Origin of the sequence: Dyella sedimenti (assembly GCF_022760995.1) — a bacterium.
GTDB lineage: Bacteria > Pseudomonadota > Gammaproteobacteria > Xanthomonadales > Rhodanobacteraceae > Dyella > Dyella sedimenti.
The window spans coordinates 265,954-284,395 of the sequence record NZ_JAKWJO010000005.1; the positions used below are offsets into that span (position 1 = coordinate 265,954).

Here is an 18,442-nt window from a genome sequence, read left to right on the forward strand (position 1 = left end):
ACGGCGTGTGCGGCAGGTCGTCGCGTCGGTGTCAGGCTCTTACACGATCCAGACCAGGCTGGCGAAGCGGCCGCTCTGCGCGCCGTCGCGCCGGTAGGAATAGAAGCGCGCGTCGGTGCGCGTGTCGAAGCCGCCGCCATGCACGCCGGCCACGCCCGCGGCATGCAGGCGTCGCCGGGCCAGGCCGGCCAGGTCGCACAGCCAGTGGCCGGGACGGGTGGACATGAAGCAGACGGCCGCGCCCGCGTCCTGGGCCAGGAAGGCGTCGCGCACTTCCTCGCCCACTTCATAGCTGGGCGCGCCGATGCACGGCCCCAGCCACGCCATCGCCTGCGACGGCGGCGCGGGTAGCGAGGCCAGGGCCGCTTCCAGCACGCCCGCCTGCAGGCCACGCCAGCCGGCGTGGGCCGCGGCGACGGCGCCGCCATCGAGGGTGCAGAACAGCACCGGCAGGCAATCGGCGGTGAGGATGGCCAGCGGCTCGCCGGCACGGCCGGTCACGGCGGCATCGGCGCGCGGTTCGACGTCCAGGTCCAGGCGGTCGATTTCGGCCACGTCGATCCCATGCACCTGTTGCAGCCAGTGCGGCGGACGCGCCAGGCCCAGCGCCGCCGGCACCGCGGCGCGGTTGGCGGCGACCGCCCCGGGCTGGTCGCCGCAACGCGCGCCCAGGTTGAAACGGGCGTAAGCGCCCTCCGAGACGCCGGGACCCTGCCTCGTGCTGACGGCGGCCCGCACGCCCGGCGGCGCCGGCCAGTCCGGGACGAGCCAGGCGGCATCGCGGATCACGGCCAGTCGTCCAGGCCGGCCTGGGCCGCATCGGCGCGCAGGGCGTCGATCAGCGCCTGCTGGTCGGCCGGGCGTTCGGCGCTGAAGCTCATCGGCTCGTGCGTGACCGGGTGCTCGAAGGCCAGCCGCTCCGCGTGCAGGGCCTGGCGCCGGAAGCCGCGCAGGGCGGCCACCAGTTCCAGCGTGGCGCCCTTGGGCAGCTTCAGGCCGCCGCCGTACAGTGGGTCGCCCACCAGCGGATGGCCGATATGCGCCATGTGCACGCGGATCTGGTGGGTGCGGCCGGTCTCCAGGCTGCACTGGATCAGGCTGTGGGCGCGGAAGCGCTCGCGCAGGCGGTAATGGGTGACGGCGCGCTTGCCGTCCTCCTCGTCGCGCACGGCCTGGCGCAGGCGGTCGCCCATATGCCGGCCGATCGGGGCGTCCACCGTGCCGCCAGCCACCAGGGTGCCCAGCACCACGGCCTCGTACTGCCGCTCCACGTCGTGGCGGGACAGCATGTCCACCAGGGCGGTGTGGGCGGCCAGGGTCCTGGCCACCACCATCAGGCCCGAGGTGTCCTTGTCCAGCCGGTGCACGATGCCGCCGCGCGGCAGCTGGGCCAGCAACGGATCGTGGTGCAGCAGGGCGTTGAGCACGGTGCCGGCGCTATTTCCTGCGCCGGGATGCACCACCAGCCCGGCCGGCTTGTTCAGCACCAGCACGTGCTCGTCCTCGTGGACGATGTCCAGCGCGATGGCCTCGGGGGCCAGTTCCACCTCGGCTTCCAGCTCGGCCTCCAGCTTCACCCGCTCGCCGCCGCGCAGCAGCTGGCGCGGCGGCGCCTGGGCGCCATCCAGGGTGGCCGCGCCGGCCTTGATCCACGCGGTGAGGCGTGAACGGGAGTAGTCGGGGAACATCTCCGCCAGCGCCTGGTCGAATCTCCGACCCGCGGCGGACAGGGGCACCGTGGCCTCGTGGCGGATCGTCGTCATGACCGCCCGCCCGGGCAACCGGCGGTTTCGGCTATCATCCCTTTTCGATCAAACATCTGAACCCTTCTCATGCGTGTAACCAAGCTGCCGGCTTTCAAAGTCTTTGTCGTGCTCGCCATCGCCCTTTCGATGAGCGCCTGCTCGATGTTCCACCACAAGAGAGACAACAACGACACGCTGCCGGTGGACAAGCTTTACGCCAAGGCGCATGACTCGCTCGAGCACGCCGACTACTCGGCGGCCACCAAAGCCTACCAGCGACTGATCGCACGCTTCCCGTCCGGCCCCTACAACGAACAGGCCCAGCTTGATCTGGCCTACTCGCAGTACAAGGACAACCAGCCGGACGACGCCTATTCCACGATCAACCGCTTCATCAAGACGTATCCGACCCAGAAGCATGTGGATTATGCCTATTACCTGCGCGGCCTGATCAATTTCGACCGCACCGGCGGCGCCATCGAGCGCCTGCTGCATCGCGACCAGGCCCAGACCCGCCGTGACCAGGGCTTCAACCTGAAGTCGTTCGACGACTTCTCCGAGCTGTCGCGCCGCTTCCCGGACAGCGCGTACGCCGCCGACGCGCGCCAGCGCATGATCTACCTGCGCAACGTGCTGGCCCAGTTCGAGATCAACGTGGCCGAGTTCTACCTGCGCAACAAGGCCTACGTGGCCTCGGCCGACCGCGCCCAGTACGTGGTCGAGCACTACCAGCAGGCACCGCAGACTGGCGACGCGCTGGCCATCCTCACCCGCAGCTACCTGGCCATGGACAAGAAGGACTTGGCCGACCAGACACGCCAGGTGCTGGCGCTGAACTATCCGGACCACCCGTACCTGAAGGATCCGAAGTGGCCGCACCCGCCGTCCACGCTGCGCAAGATGATCCCGTTCTCGGGGCATCATTGATTTTGGGGTGAGCCGGCCGTTGCGCGGCCTGTGAATGGGAAAAGCTAAAGCCGGCGGGGTCTATCCGCCGGCTTTTTTGTTGCCCGCCGTCTTTTGTGGGAGCGCGCACAGGGTGCGCTCCCACAGGGGGATGCCCTGGCTTTACCGCCACCCGGAAGTGATGGGATACCGTCGTTCACGGCCGAAGGCCCGCGTGGTCACGCGCGGCCCGGGCGCGGCCTGGCGGCGCTTGAACTCGTTGAGCAGCACCAGGCGCACCACGCGGCGCACGGTGTCGGCCTGGAAGCCCTCGGCGGCGATCTCGGCCTGCGACTGCTCGCCCTCGATGAAGCGCGCAAGGATGGCGTCCAGTTCGTCGTAGGGCGGCAGCGAATCCTGGTCGGTCTGGTTCTCGCGCAGCTCGGCCGAGGGCGGGCGGTCGATCACCGCCGAGGGAATCGCTTCCGGCTCGCCATGGCGCGCCGCGTACTGGTTGCGCCAGCGCGACAGGCGGTAGACCACGGTCTTGTAGACGTCCTTCAACGGGGCATAGGCACCGCACATGTCGCCGTACAGCGTGGCGTAGCCCACCGCCATCTCGCTCTTGTTGCCGGTGGCCAGCAGCAGGCGGCCATGCTTGTTGGACAAGGCCATCAGCGTGACGCCGCGCGTGCGCGACTGCAGGTTCTCCTCGGTGGTGTCGGCGCCCTTGCCGCCGAACGCGGGCGCCAGCGCGCCGAGGAAGGCATCGACCATCGGCTCGATGTCGATCACGTGGTATTCCACGCCCAACTGCTCGGCCTGGCCGCGCGCGCCATCCAGCGACAGCCGCGAGGTGTAGCGCGTGGGCATCATCACCGCCGTGACATGCCCGGCACCCAGCGCGTCCACCGCCAGCGCCAGGGTCAGGGCCGAATCGATGCCGCCGGAAAGCCCCAGCAACACGCCCGGGAAGCCGTTCTTGCCGATGTAGTCGCGGATGCCCCGCACCAGCGCCGCGTAGAGGGTGGCTTCCGGCGAGGCGTCCTCCGCCACCGGCCAGTCCTCGGCGCGCAGCGTGCGGGCCTGGCTGTCGAACTCGGCCCACAGCAGGGCGTCGACGAAGCCCGGCGCGCGCGCGGCGACATGGCCGTCGCCGTTCACCAGCAGCGCGCCGCCGTCGTACACCACTTCGTCCTGGCCGCCGACCATGTTGACGTAGGCGATGGCGCAACCGGTTTCCCGCGCCCGCGCCACCAGCACGGCCTCGCGCTCGGCCTGCTTGGCGTCGTCCCAGGGCGAGGCATTGATGACCACGATCAGCTCGGCGCCCGCGGCGGCAGCCTTGGCCGCCGGCTCGGGCTGCCAGATGTCCTCGCAGATCAGCAGGCCCACGCGCACGCCGTTCACCAGCGCCACCGCACTCTCGTGGCCACGGCGAAAATAGCGCTTGTCGTCGAACACGCCATAGTTGGGCAGGGCCTGCTTGTGCGTGGTCAGCTCGATGCGCCCGCCGCGCAGCAGGCTGGCGGCGTTGTAGACCTCGCCCTCGCTGTGCGGATGGCCGACCAGGGCCGCGATGCCGTTGGTGGCGCCTGCCAGCGCGTTGAGCTCGCACTGGCAGGCCGCCAGGAAGCTGGGGCGCAGCAGCAGGTCCTCGGGCGGGTAGCCGCTGAGGGTGAGCTCGGGAAACACCACCAGGGCCGCGCCGCCCTCGCGCGCCTGCGCCACCAGGTCCCCCACCTTGGCGGCATTGGCCGCCACCGCGCCTACCGGGAAATCGAACTGCGCCAGCGCGAAACGTAGGAGGGACATGCTTGGGGAGTCCTTGGCTCTTGGGGGCTGGAATGATACCCGAGCCATGCGCGCCGGCCTCCGGCAAACCCCTTCACCTCGCTGTTTCAGGCCGGTGCTACGATCCCGGGACGCAAACTGACAGGGGACAGCGTTGCGTCATCACCGGCCCCTATGGATAGCCGCCGCGGGTCGCCCCCTGGGTTGGGGATGGCGCCTGGCGGTGCTGTTTCTGCTGGCCGCCCTGCTGGCTCCCGCCGCGCGGGCCGGGGAGCCCCACGCCCTGTTCGGCCAGCCGCCACGGGAGCCGCCGGTGAGCACCTATCGCGCCTCGCCGGACGAGTCGCCACCGGCGGATTACCGTGCCCTGCCGGCCTGGCTGGCCGCGCGCCAGCCGGTGGCCGCGGTGAGCATGCTTGGTGGCGAGTTCTGGCTGGTGGCGCCACTGCAGCCGCTGCCCGGGCATGCGGACTGGGTGGTGACCTTCGGCAACACCTATTACCAGCGCGCCAGCATCCTGGTGCTGGGCGACGACGGCACGCGCGAGCTGGTGGAGGCCGGCCGCGGCATCGACACCAACTTCATGCTGCGCGGCACGGCGGCAGTGACGTTGCGCGAAGGGCACCGCTACGTGGCGGTGATCCGCGTGGCCACGCCCTTTTTCAGCGCGCTGCCGCGCATCGACCTGCAGACGCGCGAGCAGTACCGTCGCCGGCTGACCAACGAATCGGCGCTGATGCTGGTGGCGCTGGGCGTGCTGGGCGGGCTCGGCGTGTTCATCCTGTTCGTGGGACTGTGGACGCAAGGCCTCAGCTACACGCTGTACGGCTGCCAGTCGCTGGTCCTGATGGTGGGCTGGGCGTCCTTCTTCGGACTGCCGGACGATTGGCTGGGCCTCGGCGCCGGGCCGGTGAACTTCACGCTGTGGTTCATCCTGGTGCCGCTGGTGCATGCGCCCTTCACCATCCGCTTCCTCGAACTGAAGCGGCATGCGCCGCGCGCGACGCGCGTGGGCTACGGCATCGCCATCGCCTGTGCCCTGGCGGTGCCGGTCGCGCTGCTGCTTCCCTCGCTGGCCTTCCTGATCGCCACCATCGCGATCACCTCGGTGGTGCTGTTCTCCGCCAGCGTCAGCCTGTGGGCCCTGCTCCGCGGCATTCGCCAGGCGCGTTTCTTCGTGCTGGCCTACGTGTGCGTGCTGGTGCCCGGCGCCATCATCCTGCCAGTGAACTTCGGGCTGATGCCCAGCCCGGTGGACAATGCCGACCTGCTCACCCTCATGGGCAACAGCGGCGAGGCCATGCTGCTCGCCTTTGCGCTGGCCGACCACGTGAAGCTGGTGCAAGCCGCGCGCGAGCGCTTCCGCCTGGGCATGCTCGACGCCATCGCCCGCGCCTCCACCGATCCGCTCACCGGCCTGGGCAATCGCCTGGCCTTCAACATGCGGATCGAGGAGATCACCCGCCAGGGCACCCCGCCGCCGGCGCAAGGCGCCTGGCAGGTTGCCATGATCGACCTGGATGGCCTCAAGCAGCTCAACGACAGCGAGGGCCACGAGCGCGGCGACGCGCTGCTGCAGGCGGCCGGCGCCGGCCTGAGCCGCCTGCCCAGCCAGAGCCAGGCGTTCCGCCTGGGCGGCGACGAATTCGCGGTGATCGCCTTCGGCGACGAGTTGAGCCTGCATCGGCTCAGCCGCGCGCTGACGCGGCTCGATCTGCAACTGCACGAACTCGGCTTCCCGGGTGCGGGGCTCAGCTTCGGCATCTGCGGCGCGCCGGTCGGGCAGCCGCTCAGCGGCACCGCCTTCGCCGACCTGGTGCGCGAGGCGGACCGCATGATGTACGAGCACAAGTCGCGTCGCCACTCGGCACCGCCCGACGGCGGCGAGGGCGCGGCCGGCATGGAGACAGGCACGGGAAGCGAGGATTAAGGCGCGCCGCTTCCGTGCCTGTCACCAGCCCTGCTCGCCCGCGATCGCCAGCGGCCAGCCGCAGAGGGCACGGCTGGCCTGCATGCCGCCCATCACGGCGGCCTCGACGCAGCCGGCGTCCAGGCCGGTCTTCAGCCAGTCACCGGCCAGGAACAGGTTGGCCAAGCCGCTCTGCCCCGACTGCAGGCGGAACCGTGTGGTGCCCACCCGCGACTGCACGTAGCGCTCGGACGGATCGACGTTGGCGCGCCAGTACTGCGCATCGAAACGCGCCACGCCCGCGCGCCCGGCGGGATCGACCAGCCAGTGCCAGGGAAAGCCGCCGGCACCGACGTTCGTCCATAGCGCGCGGATGTCGTTGTCCAACTGCGCGATCGCCGCCGCCTTCACCTGCCCGGCGCATTGCGCGGGAAAACCGTGGTCGTCGTAGGGCGGATAGTCCTTCACCGCGAAGGCATTGCAGAAATAGGACACGCAGCGCGGCTCGTCGCCGGCCGGCCAGCTCTCGCGACACAGCAGTTGGTCCATCGGGGCCCAGGTATCGAATGGCTCGGTGAAGCCCGACAGCACCGGTTCCTCGCCATCGGCCGGCGAGCCCTGCCAGCCCAGGCCCTGCAGGTCCGGCATCGTCCATACCTGGTAGGCCTGGGTGGCGACGGCGGCCACCCGCTCGCTGCATTGGCGCAAGGCCGGGCTGTGCTCGAACAGCGGCGCGGCCACGTCCGCCAGGCTGGCCACCGACAGGCCGAACACGACCTGGTCGAAGTCCTCGCCCAGCCGCAGCGTGCGCGTGGGCAGCGGCTGGCCGAACGCCTCGCGGTAACGCTGCGGCCAGTCCGACCACTGGCTTTCCAGATTGATCGCGTATTGCTGCAGCAAGGCCGCCTGGGCGGGATCGAGTTGCCCGTAGAGCGGCTCGGACGGCCAGCACGGCAAGCCCTTCACCTCGACCAGCGGCTGGTAGCCCTCGCCGCGCAGCGCCACCTGCTGCTGCAGGTCGATCTCCCCGACGCACGTGCCCGCCGCGTCCGGCCGTAGCTCGGTGAGCTTGTGGAAATAGTGGAAGCGCACGCCACGCCGTTCGAGCAGCAGTTGCAACGGCGCGAACACCACGTCGCCCATGCCCGCCTGCATCTTGTACATGATCGCGCCGCGGTAGCCGAGGCCGACCTTGAGCATGCCGCGCAGCATGGTGCCGGCCTCGATGTCCGGCTGCCGCGGATCGCCGTCGCGATAGGCGAACACCAGGTCGTAGAAGCCGCGCACCGGCGCGCTGCCCACGCTGGCCGGCTGCGCGCCGTGGCTGGCCAGCCATGCGCTGAACTCCACGTCGTTGATGACCTCGAAGCCCTTGCTCACCACCTCATCGGCCAGCATGCCGATGGCCACCGCCAGCGCCAGGTCCATGCACAGGTAAAGCCGGCGCACGGCGTCCGGCCAGATGCCGTGCCGCTGCAGCCAGGCGCCGGCGTCATGCAGCACACCCTGCAGCCAGCGCAGCAGGGACAGCACGATCGATGCATGGGCAAGGCTGTCCTCGCGCAGCAATGCCTGCGCGTGCTGCGCCACGCTCACCGCATCCTGCGGACCGCGCAGGCCGGCGCGCGCCGCCAGCGCGTCGTCCAGCGTCGCCGCGCTCACCGCCAGCGGCGTGCCGGCCAGCGCCGGCCATTCCGCGAGCCATGCCTGCAGCCATCCCAGCAGGTTGGCCAGCGCGTCCGCGATGCTGTCTTTCCCGCCGCGCGCCGTTCCGGGCTGGCCCGGCATCAGCGGCGTGAGAATCGACCACACGCGCCAGACTTCTTCCAGGTATTCGGTCAGGCTCACCAGCCGTTGCGGTTTGAACGCCTCGTCCCAGGTCGCCAGCGGGCTGCCAGGCGGGCGCCCCAGCTCGGCGTAGGCCTGCCGCATCAGCTGGAAGGCGTTGTCGTAGAAACCGAACCAGATGTGCAGGCCGTGTTCCTCGATGCGCTCGCCCAGCGCCGCGTTGCGCCCGCTGGCGCCCTTGCCGCCGAGGCGCCAGCCCATCTGGTAGACGTCGATCTGGTAGTCCCGCTGCCAGCCCTCGCGGCTGGTCAGCCAGAACGCGGCGGTCATGGCGCCCACGCCACCACCGAGGATGGCGATGCGCCGGGGTTGGACGCTCATCGGCCGGCCTCCCCGCCCGTGTTGTCCGCCAGCTCATCGCCGGGCTGCACCTGGAAATCGAAATCGATATGGAAGCCCAGGTAGGCCTTCTGCCCGCCCAGCGACCAGCCCAGCGTCTGCGCCAGGGGAAAGCTGGCGTAGTCATGGAGATTCAGGCGATAGCCCTGCGGCAACAGCCACAGCCCATGGATAGCCTGCACCTGCGCCTGCGCCGCCACCACCGCCTGATACACCGCGTACTGGCCGGTGGCGTCGGGAAACTGCTTGAGGAAGATCTGGTCCAGCCCCGGGAACCGCATGAACCACTGGTCGAACGGCTCGCGCCAGGACGGGTCGGCCGCCCAGAAACCCGGTTCCGCCTGCAGGCCGTGCAGCAACTGGGTTCGCCAGGTGGCGACGTCGCCCACCGGGCGCCCCTGGTCCAGGCCCGCGGCGGCGGTGACCTCCAGCAGCGGATGCACGGCCAGTTCGGTATCCGCCGTGAACGGCTGGAAACCCTTGGCCGCCAGGGTGAAGCGATCGGACGGCTGCTCCGGCCCCGGCATGGCGTACTCGCACAGGTATTTGGGATAGCCGAACACCTCGCGCCCCACGATCAGGGCCATGCAGTCGTCCACCCAGATATGCAGCGGATAGGCGTAGAACGACGGCAATACGTGCCCGGGTCGCACACCGGCGACCAGCACCCAGGCCACGATGTCGGTCTCGCTGCCCCAGCCCTTGGCGCGGTCCGCGGGCCACAGGCTGTAGGCGCGCTGGATGGCGGTGAAGCTCAACAGCACATAGGGCGACAGCACCACCAGCCGCATGCGCCCGCCGCTGCCGGCGTTGAGCGTGGCATCGACGCTGGCCTGCAGCGCCGACAACTGGCCCGGCACCCAGAAGCCGTACATGCGGGCCTGCGTCAACGCCAGCGCCGGATGCATCAGCGGCGAGCCTGGCGGATAGAGAAACGGCGGACGCGACAATGCTGCCATACGGACTCCCCCCGGAAACCATGATGGAGACCCTACGCTGGCATGATGACCGTAGCTTGTCGATGGGGGCGGGGAGTTCCCTGTAGGAGCGCACCCAGTGCGCGACGGGGCTCACAGGCCCCGCCCGTCGCGCACTGGGTGCGCTCCTACAGGGGGAAGATGAGGATCCAGGCGATAAAAAAGGGCCGCATCGCTGCGGCCCTTTTCGTATCGGTCGAAGAGACCCGAAAGACTTACTTCTTCATCAGGCCCGCGAGGGTCTTGCCGAGGTCGGCCGGGGACTTCACGGTGGTGACGCCCGCCTTCTCCAGCGCGGCGAACTTGGCCGCCGCGGTGCCCTTGCCGCCGGAGATGATGGCGCCGGCGTGGCCCATGCGCTTGCCGGCCGGGGCCGAGGCGCCGGCGATGAAGGACACCACCGGCTTCTTGACGTACTCGCCGATGAACTCGGCGGCGTCCTCTTCAGCCGAACCGCCGATTTCGCCGACCATGATGATGCCCTCGGTCTGCGGGTCGTCCTGGAACAGCTTCAGGCAGTCGATGAAGTTCAGGCCGTTGATCGGGTCGCCGCCGATGCCGATGCAGGTGGACTGGCCCAGGCCTTCGTTGGTGGTCTGGAACACCGCTTCATAGGTCAGCGTGCCCGAGCGCGAAACGATACCGACCTTGCCCGGCTTGTGGATGTGGCCCGGCATGATGCCGATCTTGCACTCGCCCGGGGTGATGATGCCGGGGCAGTTGGGGCCGATCAGCACGGTTTCCGGATGCTGGGCCAGCACGTTCTTCACGCGCAGCATGTCCAGCACCGGGATGCCCTCGGTGATCGCCACGATCACGCGGATGCCCGCGTCGACGGCTTCGAGGATCGAGTCGGCCGCGAACGGCGGCGGCACGAAGATGACCGACGCGTCGGCGCCGGTCTCATCGACGGCCTCGGCGACCGAGTTGAAGACCGGCAGGCCGATATGCTCGCTGCCGCCCTTGCCGGGGGTCACGCCGCCGACGACCTTGGTGCCGTAGTCCAGCGCCTGCTGCGCGTGGAAGGTGCCCTGCTGGCCGGTGAAGCCCTGCACGAGGACCTTGGTGTTCTTGTTGACGAGAACGCTCATGGTTCTATTGCTCCTCAGGCCTTGGCCGCAGCCACGGCTTTCTGCGCCGCATCGTTGAGATCGTCGGCCGGCGTGATCGCCAGGCCGGAGTTGGCCAGCAGTTCGCGGCCCAGCTCCACATTGGTGCCCTGCAGGCGCACCACCACGGGGATCTTCAGACCCACTTCCTTCACCGCGGCGATGATGCCCTCGGCGATCAGGTCGCAACGCACGATGCCACCGAAGATGTTGACCAGGATGGCCTTCACCTTGTCGGAGGAAAGAATCAGCTTGAACGCCTCGGTGACGCGCTCCTTGGTGGCGCCGCCGCCGACGTCGAGGAAGTTGGCCGGCTCGCCGCCCGCCAGCTTGATCACGTCCATGGTGGCCATCGCCAGGCCCGCGCCGTTGACCATGCAGCCGATGGTGCCGTCCATGGTCACGTAGTTGAGGTTGTGCTGCACGGCGGCCGCCTCGGCCGCGTCTTCCTGGGTCAGGTCGCGCATGGCGGCCAGGTCCGGGTGACGGAACTCGGCGTTGTCGTCGGAGTTGACCTTGCCGTCGAGCGCGGCGAGGTTGCCGTCCTCGAGGATGGCGAGCGGGTTGAGCTCGACCAGCGACAGGTCCTTCTCGTTGAACAGCTTGTACAGGCCAAGCATGATCTTGGTCAGCTGGGTGACCTGCTTGGCGTTGAGGTCCATCGCGAAGCCGAGCTGGCGGCACTGGTACGGCTGCAGACCCTCGACGAAATCCACCACGATGGTGTGGATGTCTTCCGGGGTTTCCTTGGCCACCTGCTCGATGTCCACGCCACCGTGCTTGGAGGCGATGAACGAGATGGCCTTGCTGTCACGGTCGACCAGCACCGAGAGGTACAGCTCCTTGGCGATATTGGTGGCGTCGGTGACCAGCACCAGGTTCACCGGCAGCGCGCGGCCGGCGGACTGGTAGGTTTCCATGCTGGTACCCAGCATGCCCTTGGCGGCTGCGCGCACGTCGTCGAGGCTCTTGCAGAACTTCACGCCGCCGGCCTTGCCGCGGCCGCCTGCGTGGATCTGTGCCTTGACCATCCACTGCGAACCGCCAAGGGCTTTGGCGGCGTCGACAGCGGCATCGGGAGAGTTGGCGACCTTGCCCGGCGGCACGGCGATGCCGTACTTGGCGAACAGTTCTTTGGCCTGGTACTCGTGGAAATTCATTCGATACCTCGAGCGAACGGGGGAACATGGCGGCCGCGCCGGGCTGTGGGATCCGGAGCGGCCAGGGGAACGACGGCGGGTTGGAATGCCTGCGCTGCCGGCTGCAGTGCGCCGCCGTCAGGCCAGTCGACATGACGAAAACCGCGCAATACGGCCGGGTATTTTCGCGGAAGCGGCCCCCGATGGAAAGGGGGCTGGCCGCGCGAGCCCCTGGCCCGGCCGGCCGGCGGAGGGGTCCTACATGCCGTGAAGTCCACGTCTATACTGGTTCGGTCCGCCCGGCAGAGCCCCGCACAGAGTGCCCAGACAGGTGTCCAGCACCGTACAGCCGATGTACCCCAGCGCCCGCCCGGCCCCTGAGGCGGCGCGCCACGAGCTCCTGTTCCTCAACTGCTTCCGGCTGGCCCAGGCGCTGGTCTATGTCGGCCTGGCGCTGAGCCCCAACGCGCTGGGCTGGCCCAAGCTCACCGACGTGAGCCTGGCCCGCGCGGTGGCGGTGCTGTTCCTGCTGTTCGCGCTGGGCGTGCTGTCGCTGACGCGGCGCTCCACGCCCTACATCCGCTGGACGGTGTCCGGCGCGCTGGTGGTGGACATCGTGGCGGCGGTGCTGGCCATCACCACCATGCACGACGCGCGCATCGGCATCGCCATGATGCTGGCGGTGAACCTGGCGGCGGGCGCGCTGATCCTGCCGTTGCGGCTGTCGTGCTTCTTCGCCGCACTGGCCACGCTGGGCGTGATCGGGCACTCGGTGATCGAGATCCACCAGGGCGACCAGGGCATGGACCGCGAGCTGCTGGAATCGAGCCTGTTCGGCCTGGCCTATTTCTCCATCACCATGCTGTGCTACGTGCTGAGCCGGCAGATCCGCGCCAGCGAGGCGCTGGCCGAGCAGCGCGGGGTGGACCTGGCCAACCTGGCGCAGGTCAACGAGCTCATCATCCGGCGCATGAAGACCGGCGTGCTGCTGGTGGACGACGCCAACCGCATCCACCAGATGAACGAGTCGGCCTGGATGCTGCTGGGCAACCCCACCGCCGACCAGCGCGACCTGGGCCGCGTGGCGCCGGAGCTGTCGCGCCGCCTGTACCACTGGATGACCTCCGGCAAGCTGGACGAGTCGGCCACCCAGCTCGCCGACGGCGTGCCCGAGGTGGTGCCGCGCTTCACCCGCCTGGCGCCGAACGACGATTCGCACGTACTGATCTTCCTCGACGACACCTCGCTGGTGTCGCGACGCGCAGAGGAACTCACGCTCAGCTCGCTGGGCCGCCTGTCCGCCTCCATCGCGCACGAGATCCGCAACCCGCTGGCGGCGATCCGCTATTCGGCCCAGCTGCTGGCCGAGTCGGATGACCTGCCGCCCACCGACCAGCGCATGGTCGAGATCATCAACAACCACTGCGGGCGCCTCAACGAGATCATCGAGAACATCCTGCAGCTGTCGCGGCGCGAGCGCTCGCGCCCGGAGACGCTGGACCTGGGCAGCTGGGCCAACCAGTTCGTGGAGGAATACCGCCAGGGCAACGACCTGGGCGAGGACTCGCTGCGGGTGATCCAGGCCAGCACGCCGGTGGCCGCGGTGGCCGATCCGCAGCAATTGCAACAAGTAGTGTGGAACCTGGTACAGAACGCGCTGCGCTACGGCCGCATGCCCGGCGAGCCGGCACGGGTGATGGTGGTGGCGCGCCACGGCGAGCACGGCGTGCCCATCCTGGAAGTGATCGACCGCGGACCCGGCATCGCGCCCAAGGTGGCCGCGCAGATCTTCGAGCCGTTCTACACCACGCACGAGTACGGCACCGGCCTGGGCCTCTACCTCGCCCGCCAGATGAGCGAGGCCAACCAGGCCTCGCTGGAATACGTGCGCGTGGCCGGCGGCGGCAGTTGCTTCCGCCTGGTGCTGACGCCGGCGCGCGCGAGCCTTGCGACCGGAGATGCCGCCGCGGCCGGCTGAGCGCCGGAGCCCTGGCTTTACCTTGTGGGAGCGCCAAGTCCGGCCACCAGGGGCCAGCCTTCCAGGTGGCGACGAAAGCGCGGGCTTGCGCCCTCATTACTCCCCCTAGGCCCGTCGCGCACAGGGTGCGCTCCCACAGGGATAGCGTGGCGATGAGGCCGCCTCAGAGCCTGTTCACGATCTCCACGTAGCCCGCGGAGATCGTGAACAGGCTCTCAGGTCTCGCGGACGATCAGCTCCACGCCCAGCATCTCCGAATGCGCCGGCTCGCCGTCGATCATCGACAGCACCCGGCGCGCCAGCAGGGTGCCGCCTTCCTGCCAGTCCTGGCGCACGGAGCTCAGCGGTGGCAAGAAGCTGGCGGCCAGCGGCATGTCGTCGTAGCCCACCACCGAGACGTCGCCGGGCACGCTGCGGCCCAGCCGGTTGAGCGCGCGGATCGCGCCCATCGCCAGCAGGTCGCTGCAGGCGAACACGGCGTCGAACGGCACGCCGCGGTCCATCAGCGAATGCATCGCGTCCATGCCCGAGGCCAGGGTGAATTCGTCGCGGCGGATCAAGAGCGGCTTGATGCCGTGCCCGGCCAGCGCATCGACGAAGCCGTTGAGGCGCTCGAAGATCTCCGGGTGATGGGGATTGCCCACGAACACCGGGTTGCGCCGGCCCAGGCGGACGAAATGCTCGGCCACCACGCTGCCGCCCTGGCGGTTGTCGCTGCCCACCACCACGTGCTCGTCGTCCTCGCCCGGCGCGCCCCACACCACCATCGGCAGGCCCAGCTTGTCGAAGCGGCGCACCGCATCCTGGCGCGAACCCTGGCCCAGCAGGATCAGGCCGTCGGCGGCCTGTACCGCGGCGGCGGTGGCGCCCTGGCGCGTGGTCAGCAGCACGCTGTAGCCGTGCGCGGTCAGCTCCTGCGAGATGCCGCCCAGCAGCACCAGCGGGTACGGGTCGAGCATGGTGCGGTCGTGCGAGGGCTTCATCTCCACGATCACCGCCACCGTATGGCTGCGCCGCAGGCGCAGGTTGCGTGCGCTGACGTTGAGCTTGTAGCCCAGTTGGTGCGCCAGCGCCTGGATGCGCTCGCGGGTCTCGCGGTTGACCAGCGGGCTGTCGCCCAGCGCCCGCGACACGGTGATCTTCGATACGCCGGCGACCCGCGCCAAGTCCGCCATGGTCAGGCTGGCGGAAAGCGCGGCGCCCGGCTTCTTCTTGTGGAGACGACTCAAGCCCCAGGCCCCATGTCTTGTGAGTGACGGCGGCGATCCCCGCACAACGGCCGACCGTGGCAACGGCGCACAGTGTCCCGGTTTGCGCACCCCTCGTCCAACATGCGTATGAGATGGCAGCCGACAGGCGCATGCGTTGGCCCGGATTCACACTCGCCGGGACGTCGAACCATCGCACACACCTTGGATGATATCGATACCAATGGCAATTTTGCTGCATGACAGCAATTGTTATCGATACCTTGATATCGATAACAATTGCTGCCAAGCTCCGCGCCCACGACAAACGGGACGGCTCGTCGCACCGGGTTGAAGGCGCGCCGCCCCAAGCCAATCACCGCTGGGAGAGCACGCTTGGATCAACGAGACACGGCACCTGTCATGTCGGCCGACCGCCGCGGACCGTGCGATCCCTGGCTGCTGACCCGACATGACACCGACCCGGACGCGTTCGCCCAGGACGAGAGCCTGTTCGCCCTGTCCAACGGCTCGCTGGGCGTGCGTGGTGGCCTGGAGGAAGGCGACAGCGCCAGCCAGGCCTGCTTCCTGGCCGGCGCGTGGGAGCGCGCGCCCATCGAGTACCACGAGCGCTTCCCGGGTTTCGCCGCGCACACCGACACCCGCATTCCGGTGGCCGACGGCACGCGTATCCACCTGCGCCTGGGCGACACGCCGGTGCGGCTGGGCGAGGGCGAATGGCTGGACTTCGAGCGCGCCCTCGACCTGCGCACCGGCTGCTACCGACGCCACCTGCGCTGGCGCTCGCCGGAGGGGGCCACCCTGGTGATCGACGCCGAGCGCATCGTCAGCTTCGACGATCCCGCCCTGCTGGCGATCCGCTACCAGGTGAGTTCGATCGACTACGCCGGCCCGATCATGCTGGAGTCCTCCATCAGCACGGCCCGGCATGCCACCGAACAGGGCGACGATCCGCGCATCGGCACCCGTCTCGATGGCGGCTTCTCCTGCAGCGAGGCCCGGGCCGAGGAAGCCCAGGCCCACGTGTTGCAGCACACGACGCACAGCGGCATCCGCGTGGCCTGCCTGCAGGGCCACCAGATCCCCGACGGCTCGCTGGAGTTCCGCCTGGCCAATCTGGCGCCGCATGGCGTGGTGCAGGTCTATGCCGGCCAGCTCGCGCCGGGGCGCAGCGTGGTGCTGGAGAAATACGTGGCCTACGCGTGGACCCAACCCGGCGGCGACAGCGACGACGACCATGCCCTGCTCGCGCACGCCGAACGGCGGCTGGCGCAGGCGTCGCGGCTCGGCTATGGCGCCCTGCTCGCGCAGCAGCAGCAGACGCTGGCGCGCTTCTGGCACGGCGCCGAGCTGGCCATCGACGGCGACCCGCTCACCGAGCAGGCGCTGCGCTTCAACCTGTTCCATGTGTTCCAGTCGAGCAGCCGCGACGGCGCCAGCAGCACCGCGGCCAAGGGCCTGACCGGCGAAGGCTACGAGGGCCACTACTTCTGGGATGCCGAGGCCTTCATGCTGCCTGTGCTGGCCGCGCTCGCGCCCGGGCTGGCGCGCAGCCTGCTGATGTACCGCTACCGCACGCTGGACCGCGCCCGCGCGCATGCCCGCGAGATGAACCACGCACGCGGCGCGCTGTACGCCTGGCGCACCATCAGTGGCGACGAGTGCTCGGCCTATTTTCCCAGCGGCTCGGCGCAGTATCACATCAATGCCGCCGTGGCCTGGGCGATCCGCCACTACGTCGACGCCACCGGCGACCAGGATTTCCTGCGCGAGCACGGCGCGGAGATACTTTTCGAGACGGCGCGCATGTGGCTGGACATCGGCCACTTCAATCCGCGCCGGCAGGGCGCGTTCTGCATCCACGCGGTGACCGGCCCGGACGAATACACCGCCCTGGTCGACAACAACCACTACACCAACCGCATGGCGCGCGAGCACCTGCGCCATGCCGCCGAAGTGGCCCGCTGGCTGGCCGAGGCCGCGCCGGACGACTATGCGCGGCTGGCCCAGCGCATCGCCCTGGAACAGTTCGAGATCGTGCAGTGGCAGCGCGCGGCGGAACTGATGTACCTGCCGGAGGATCCGGAACTGGGCGTGTTCCCGCAGGACGACACCTTCCTGGACAAGCCGCGCCTGCCGCCCCGCCCGGCCGGCGAGAGCAAGCGGCCGCTGCTGCTGGAACTGCACCCGCTGACCATCTACCGCCACCAGGTGTGCAAGCAGGCCGACACCCTGCTGGCGCTGATGCTGGCCGGCGCGGACGTATCGGTGGAAGCCAAGCGGCGCAACTTCGACTACTACGAAGGCGTCACCGTGCACGACTCCACGCTGTCGGCCTCCACCTTCAGCGTGATCGCCGCCGAGGTGCACCACCCCGACAAGGCCTGGCGCTATTTCCAGGACACGCTGCGGGTGGACCTGGACGACCTGCACGGCAACGCCGCGCACGGCGTGCACATGGCCGCCATGGCCGGCAGCTGGCTGGCGCTGGCCTGGGGCTTCGGCGGCATGCGCGTGATCGACGGGCAACTGTCGTTGCGCCCGCATCTGCCCGAGGCCTGGCGGCGCTACCAGTTCGGCGTGACCTGGCGTGGTGCCCAGTTGCGCGTGGAGATCGACCGCCAGGGCGTGCGCTACACGGTGACCGCCGGCGAGACGCTGGACTTCCTGCACGCCGGCGAAGCCGTGCGCCTGCAACCCGGCGAAAGCCTGTCATTGCCCCATCGTCTCGCCGCCGTGCAGCCGCCGCTGCGCGCGGTGGTCTTCGATCTGGATGGCGTGATCGCCGATACCGCCGTGGTGCACCGCGCCGCGTGGGAACGCCTGGCCGGCGAGATCGGCGCGCCGTTCGACGAGGCCATCGCCGAGCGCATGAAGGGCGTGGACCGGCGCGGCTCGCTGGAGATCCTGCTCGAACGCGCGCCGCGCACCTATGCCGAGGCGGAAAAGCAGGCGCTGGAATCGCGCAAGAACCAGTACTACGTCGAGCAGATCGACCGCTTCGGCCCGGACCTGTTGCTGCCCGGCGCGCGCGACGCGGTGGAAGCGGTGCGCGCCGCGGGCCTGCGCGTGGCCCTGGCCTCGGCCAGCCGCAACGCACCGCTGCTGCTGGAACGGTTGGGCATCGCGCCGCTGTTCGACTACATCGTGGATGCCGCGCGCATCGCGCGCTCCAAGCCGGACCCGGAGATCTTCCTGGCCGCCGCCGCCGGGCTGGGCCTGCCGCCCGCCGCCTGCCTGGGCGTGGAGGATGCCGCCGCGGGCATCGCCAGCCTGCGCGCCGCGGGCATGCGCGCCATCGGCATCGGCGACGCCACCCAGCTCGGGCATGCCGACGACGTGCTGCCCGGCATCGACGCCTTCGACATCCATCGCTATCTCGACATGCGACCGGCCGGCCAGGGCATCCCGGCCGGCACCGTGCCGGACCACCGACCAGGCTAGCTCTGGCGGCGTGCAGTACCGCTCCTAAGAAACACGACAGCAGTCTTTCTTTAGATTGGGGAGGAAA

12 protein-coding genes are annotated in these 18,442 nt (G+C 69.5%); 4 read left to right on the plus strand and 8 right to left on the minus strand.

Features of this window, described 5'->3' with window-relative positions:
- Positions 1–39: 39 nt before the first annotated feature.
- Together pgeF and rluD are read right to left on the minus strand one after the other, a co-directional pair.
- A complete protein-coding gene (pgeF, locus tag MJ605_RS12965; protein ID WP_243041938.1) occupies positions 40–789 on the minus strand; it encodes a peptidoglycan editing factor PgeF in 750 nt (249 codons plus the stop codon).
- Positions 786–1,763, minus strand: coding sequence for a 23S rRNA pseudouridine(1911/1915/1917) synthase RluD (gene rluD, locus MJ605_RS12970; RefSeq protein ID WP_243041939.1), 978 nt, complete (start codon positions 1,761–1,763; stop codon positions 786–788). The genes pgeF and rluD overlap by 4 nt, the downstream gene beginning before the upstream one ends.
- Positions 1,764–1,832: 69 nt before the next feature.
- Here rluD and MJ605_RS12975 point away from each other — a divergent pair, with 69 nt between their 5' ends.
- Entirely contained in the window at positions 1,833–2,672 is an 840-nt protein-coding gene (locus MJ605_RS12975; RefSeq protein ID WP_243041940.1) for an outer membrane protein assembly factor BamD, read from the plus strand.
- A 141-nt stretch (positions 2,673–2,813) separates the two neighbouring features.
- Here the strand turns inward: MJ605_RS12975 and MJ605_RS12980 are convergent, their stop codons facing one another.
- A complete protein-coding gene (locus MJ605_RS12980) occupies positions 2,814–4,445 on the minus strand; it encodes an NAD+ synthase (RefSeq protein WP_243041941.1) in 1,632 nt (543 codons plus the stop codon).
- A gap of 202 nt (positions 4,446–4,647) precedes the next feature.
- Between MJ605_RS12980 and MJ605_RS12985 the strand changes: the two genes are divergently transcribed.
- Positions 4,648–6,354, plus strand: a complete 1,707-nt coding sequence (locus MJ605_RS12985; protein ID WP_243041942.1) for a sensor domain-containing diguanylate cyclase — start codon at positions 4,648–4,650, stop codon at positions 6,352–6,354.
- A gap of 21 nt (positions 6,355–6,375) precedes the next feature.
- Here MJ605_RS12985 and MJ605_RS12990 read toward each other — a convergent pair whose 3' ends face one another.
- From MJ605_RS12990 to sucC, 4 genes are all read right to left on the minus strand, one after another.
- Positions 6,376–8,502 carry an NAD(P)-binding protein gene (locus tag MJ605_RS12990; protein WP_243041943.1) on the minus strand — a complete coding sequence of 709 codons (2,127 nt, stop codon included), beginning with the start codon at positions 8,500–8,502 and terminating at the stop codon, positions 6,376–6,378.
- Positions 8,499–9,479, minus strand: coding sequence for an acetoacetate decarboxylase family protein (locus MJ605_RS12995; protein WP_243041944.1), 981 nt, complete (start codon positions 9,477–9,479; stop codon positions 8,499–8,501). The genes MJ605_RS12990 and MJ605_RS12995 overlap by 4 nt, the downstream gene beginning before the upstream one ends.
- Positions 9,480–9,712: 233 nt before the next feature.
- A complete protein-coding gene (sucD, locus tag MJ605_RS13000) occupies positions 9,713–10,588 on the minus strand; it encodes a succinate--CoA ligase subunit alpha (RefSeq protein ID WP_243041945.1) in 876 nt (291 codons plus the stop codon).
- A 14-nt stretch (positions 10,589–10,602) separates the two neighbouring features.
- On the minus strand, positions 10,603–11,766 hold the full coding sequence (sucC, locus tag MJ605_RS13005) for an ADP-forming succinate--CoA ligase subunit beta (protein ID WP_243041946.1): 1,164 nt from the start codon (positions 11,764–11,766) through the stop codon (positions 10,603–10,605).
- Positions 11,767–12,097: 331 nt separating this feature from the next.
- Here sucC and MJ605_RS13010 point away from each other — a divergent pair, with 331 nt between their 5' ends.
- On the plus strand, positions 12,098–13,723 hold the full coding sequence (locus tag MJ605_RS13010) for a sensor histidine kinase (RefSeq protein ID WP_243041990.1): 1,626 nt from the start codon (positions 12,098–12,100) through the stop codon (positions 13,721–13,723).
- Between the two features lie 215 nt (positions 13,724–13,938).
- Here MJ605_RS13010 and MJ605_RS13015 read toward each other — a convergent pair whose 3' ends face one another.
- Complete coding sequence (locus tag MJ605_RS13015; protein ID WP_243041991.1) at positions 13,939–14,898, minus strand: LacI family DNA-binding transcriptional regulator; 960 nt, start codon at positions 14,896–14,898, stop codon at positions 13,939–13,941.
- Positions 14,899–15,333: 435 nt separating this feature from the next.
- Here MJ605_RS13015 and pgmB point away from each other — a divergent pair, with 435 nt between their 5' ends.
- On the plus strand, positions 15,334–18,375 hold the full coding sequence (gene pgmB / locus MJ605_RS13020; RefSeq protein WP_243041947.1) for a beta-phosphoglucomutase: 3,042 nt from the start codon (positions 15,334–15,336) through the stop codon (positions 18,373–18,375).
- Positions 18,376–18,442: the final 67 nt, after the last annotated feature.

What these genes read in the sequence shown, in the direction of transcription:
- MJ605_RS13010 (WP_243041990.1), top strand. Translation starts at nt 12,098, where the DNA reads ATGTACCCCAGCGCCCGCCCGGCCCCTGAGGCGGCGCGCCACGAGCTC.
- sucC (WP_243041946.1), bottom strand. Translation starts at nt 11,766, where the DNA reads ATGAATTTCCACGAGTACCAGGCCAAAGAACTGTTCGCCAAGTACGGC.
- pgmB (WP_243041947.1), top strand. Translation starts at nt 15,334, where the DNA reads ATGTCGGCCGACCGCCGCGGACCGTGCGATCCCTGGCTGCTGACCCGA.
- MJ605_RS12995 (WP_243041944.1), bottom strand. Translation starts at nt 9,479, where the DNA reads ATGGCAGCATTGTCGCGTCCGCCGTTTCTCTATCCGCCAGGCTCGCCG.
- rluD (WP_243041939.1), bottom strand. Translation starts at nt 1,763, where the DNA reads ATGACGACGATCCGCCACGAGGCCACGGTGCCCCTGTCCGCCGCGGGT.
- MJ605_RS12990 (WP_243041943.1), bottom strand. Translation starts at nt 8,502, where the DNA reads ATGAGCGTCCAACCCCGGCGCATCGCCATCCTCGGTGGTGGCGTGGGC.
- MJ605_RS12980 (WP_243041941.1), bottom strand. Translation starts at nt 4,445, where the DNA reads ATGTCCCTCCTACGTTTCGCGCTGGCGCAGTTCGATTTCCCGGTAGGC.
- MJ605_RS13015 (WP_243041991.1), bottom strand. Translation starts at nt 14,898, where the DNA reads ATGGCGGACTTGGCGCGGGTCGCCGGCGTATCGAAGATCACCGTGTCG.
- sucD (WP_243041945.1), bottom strand. Translation starts at nt 10,588, where the DNA reads ATGAGCGTTCTCGTCAACAAGAACACCAAGGTCCTCGTGCAGGGCTTC.
- MJ605_RS12975 (WP_243041940.1), top strand. Translation starts at nt 1,833, where the DNA reads ATGCGTGTAACCAAGCTGCCGGCTTTCAAAGTCTTTGTCGTGCTCGCC.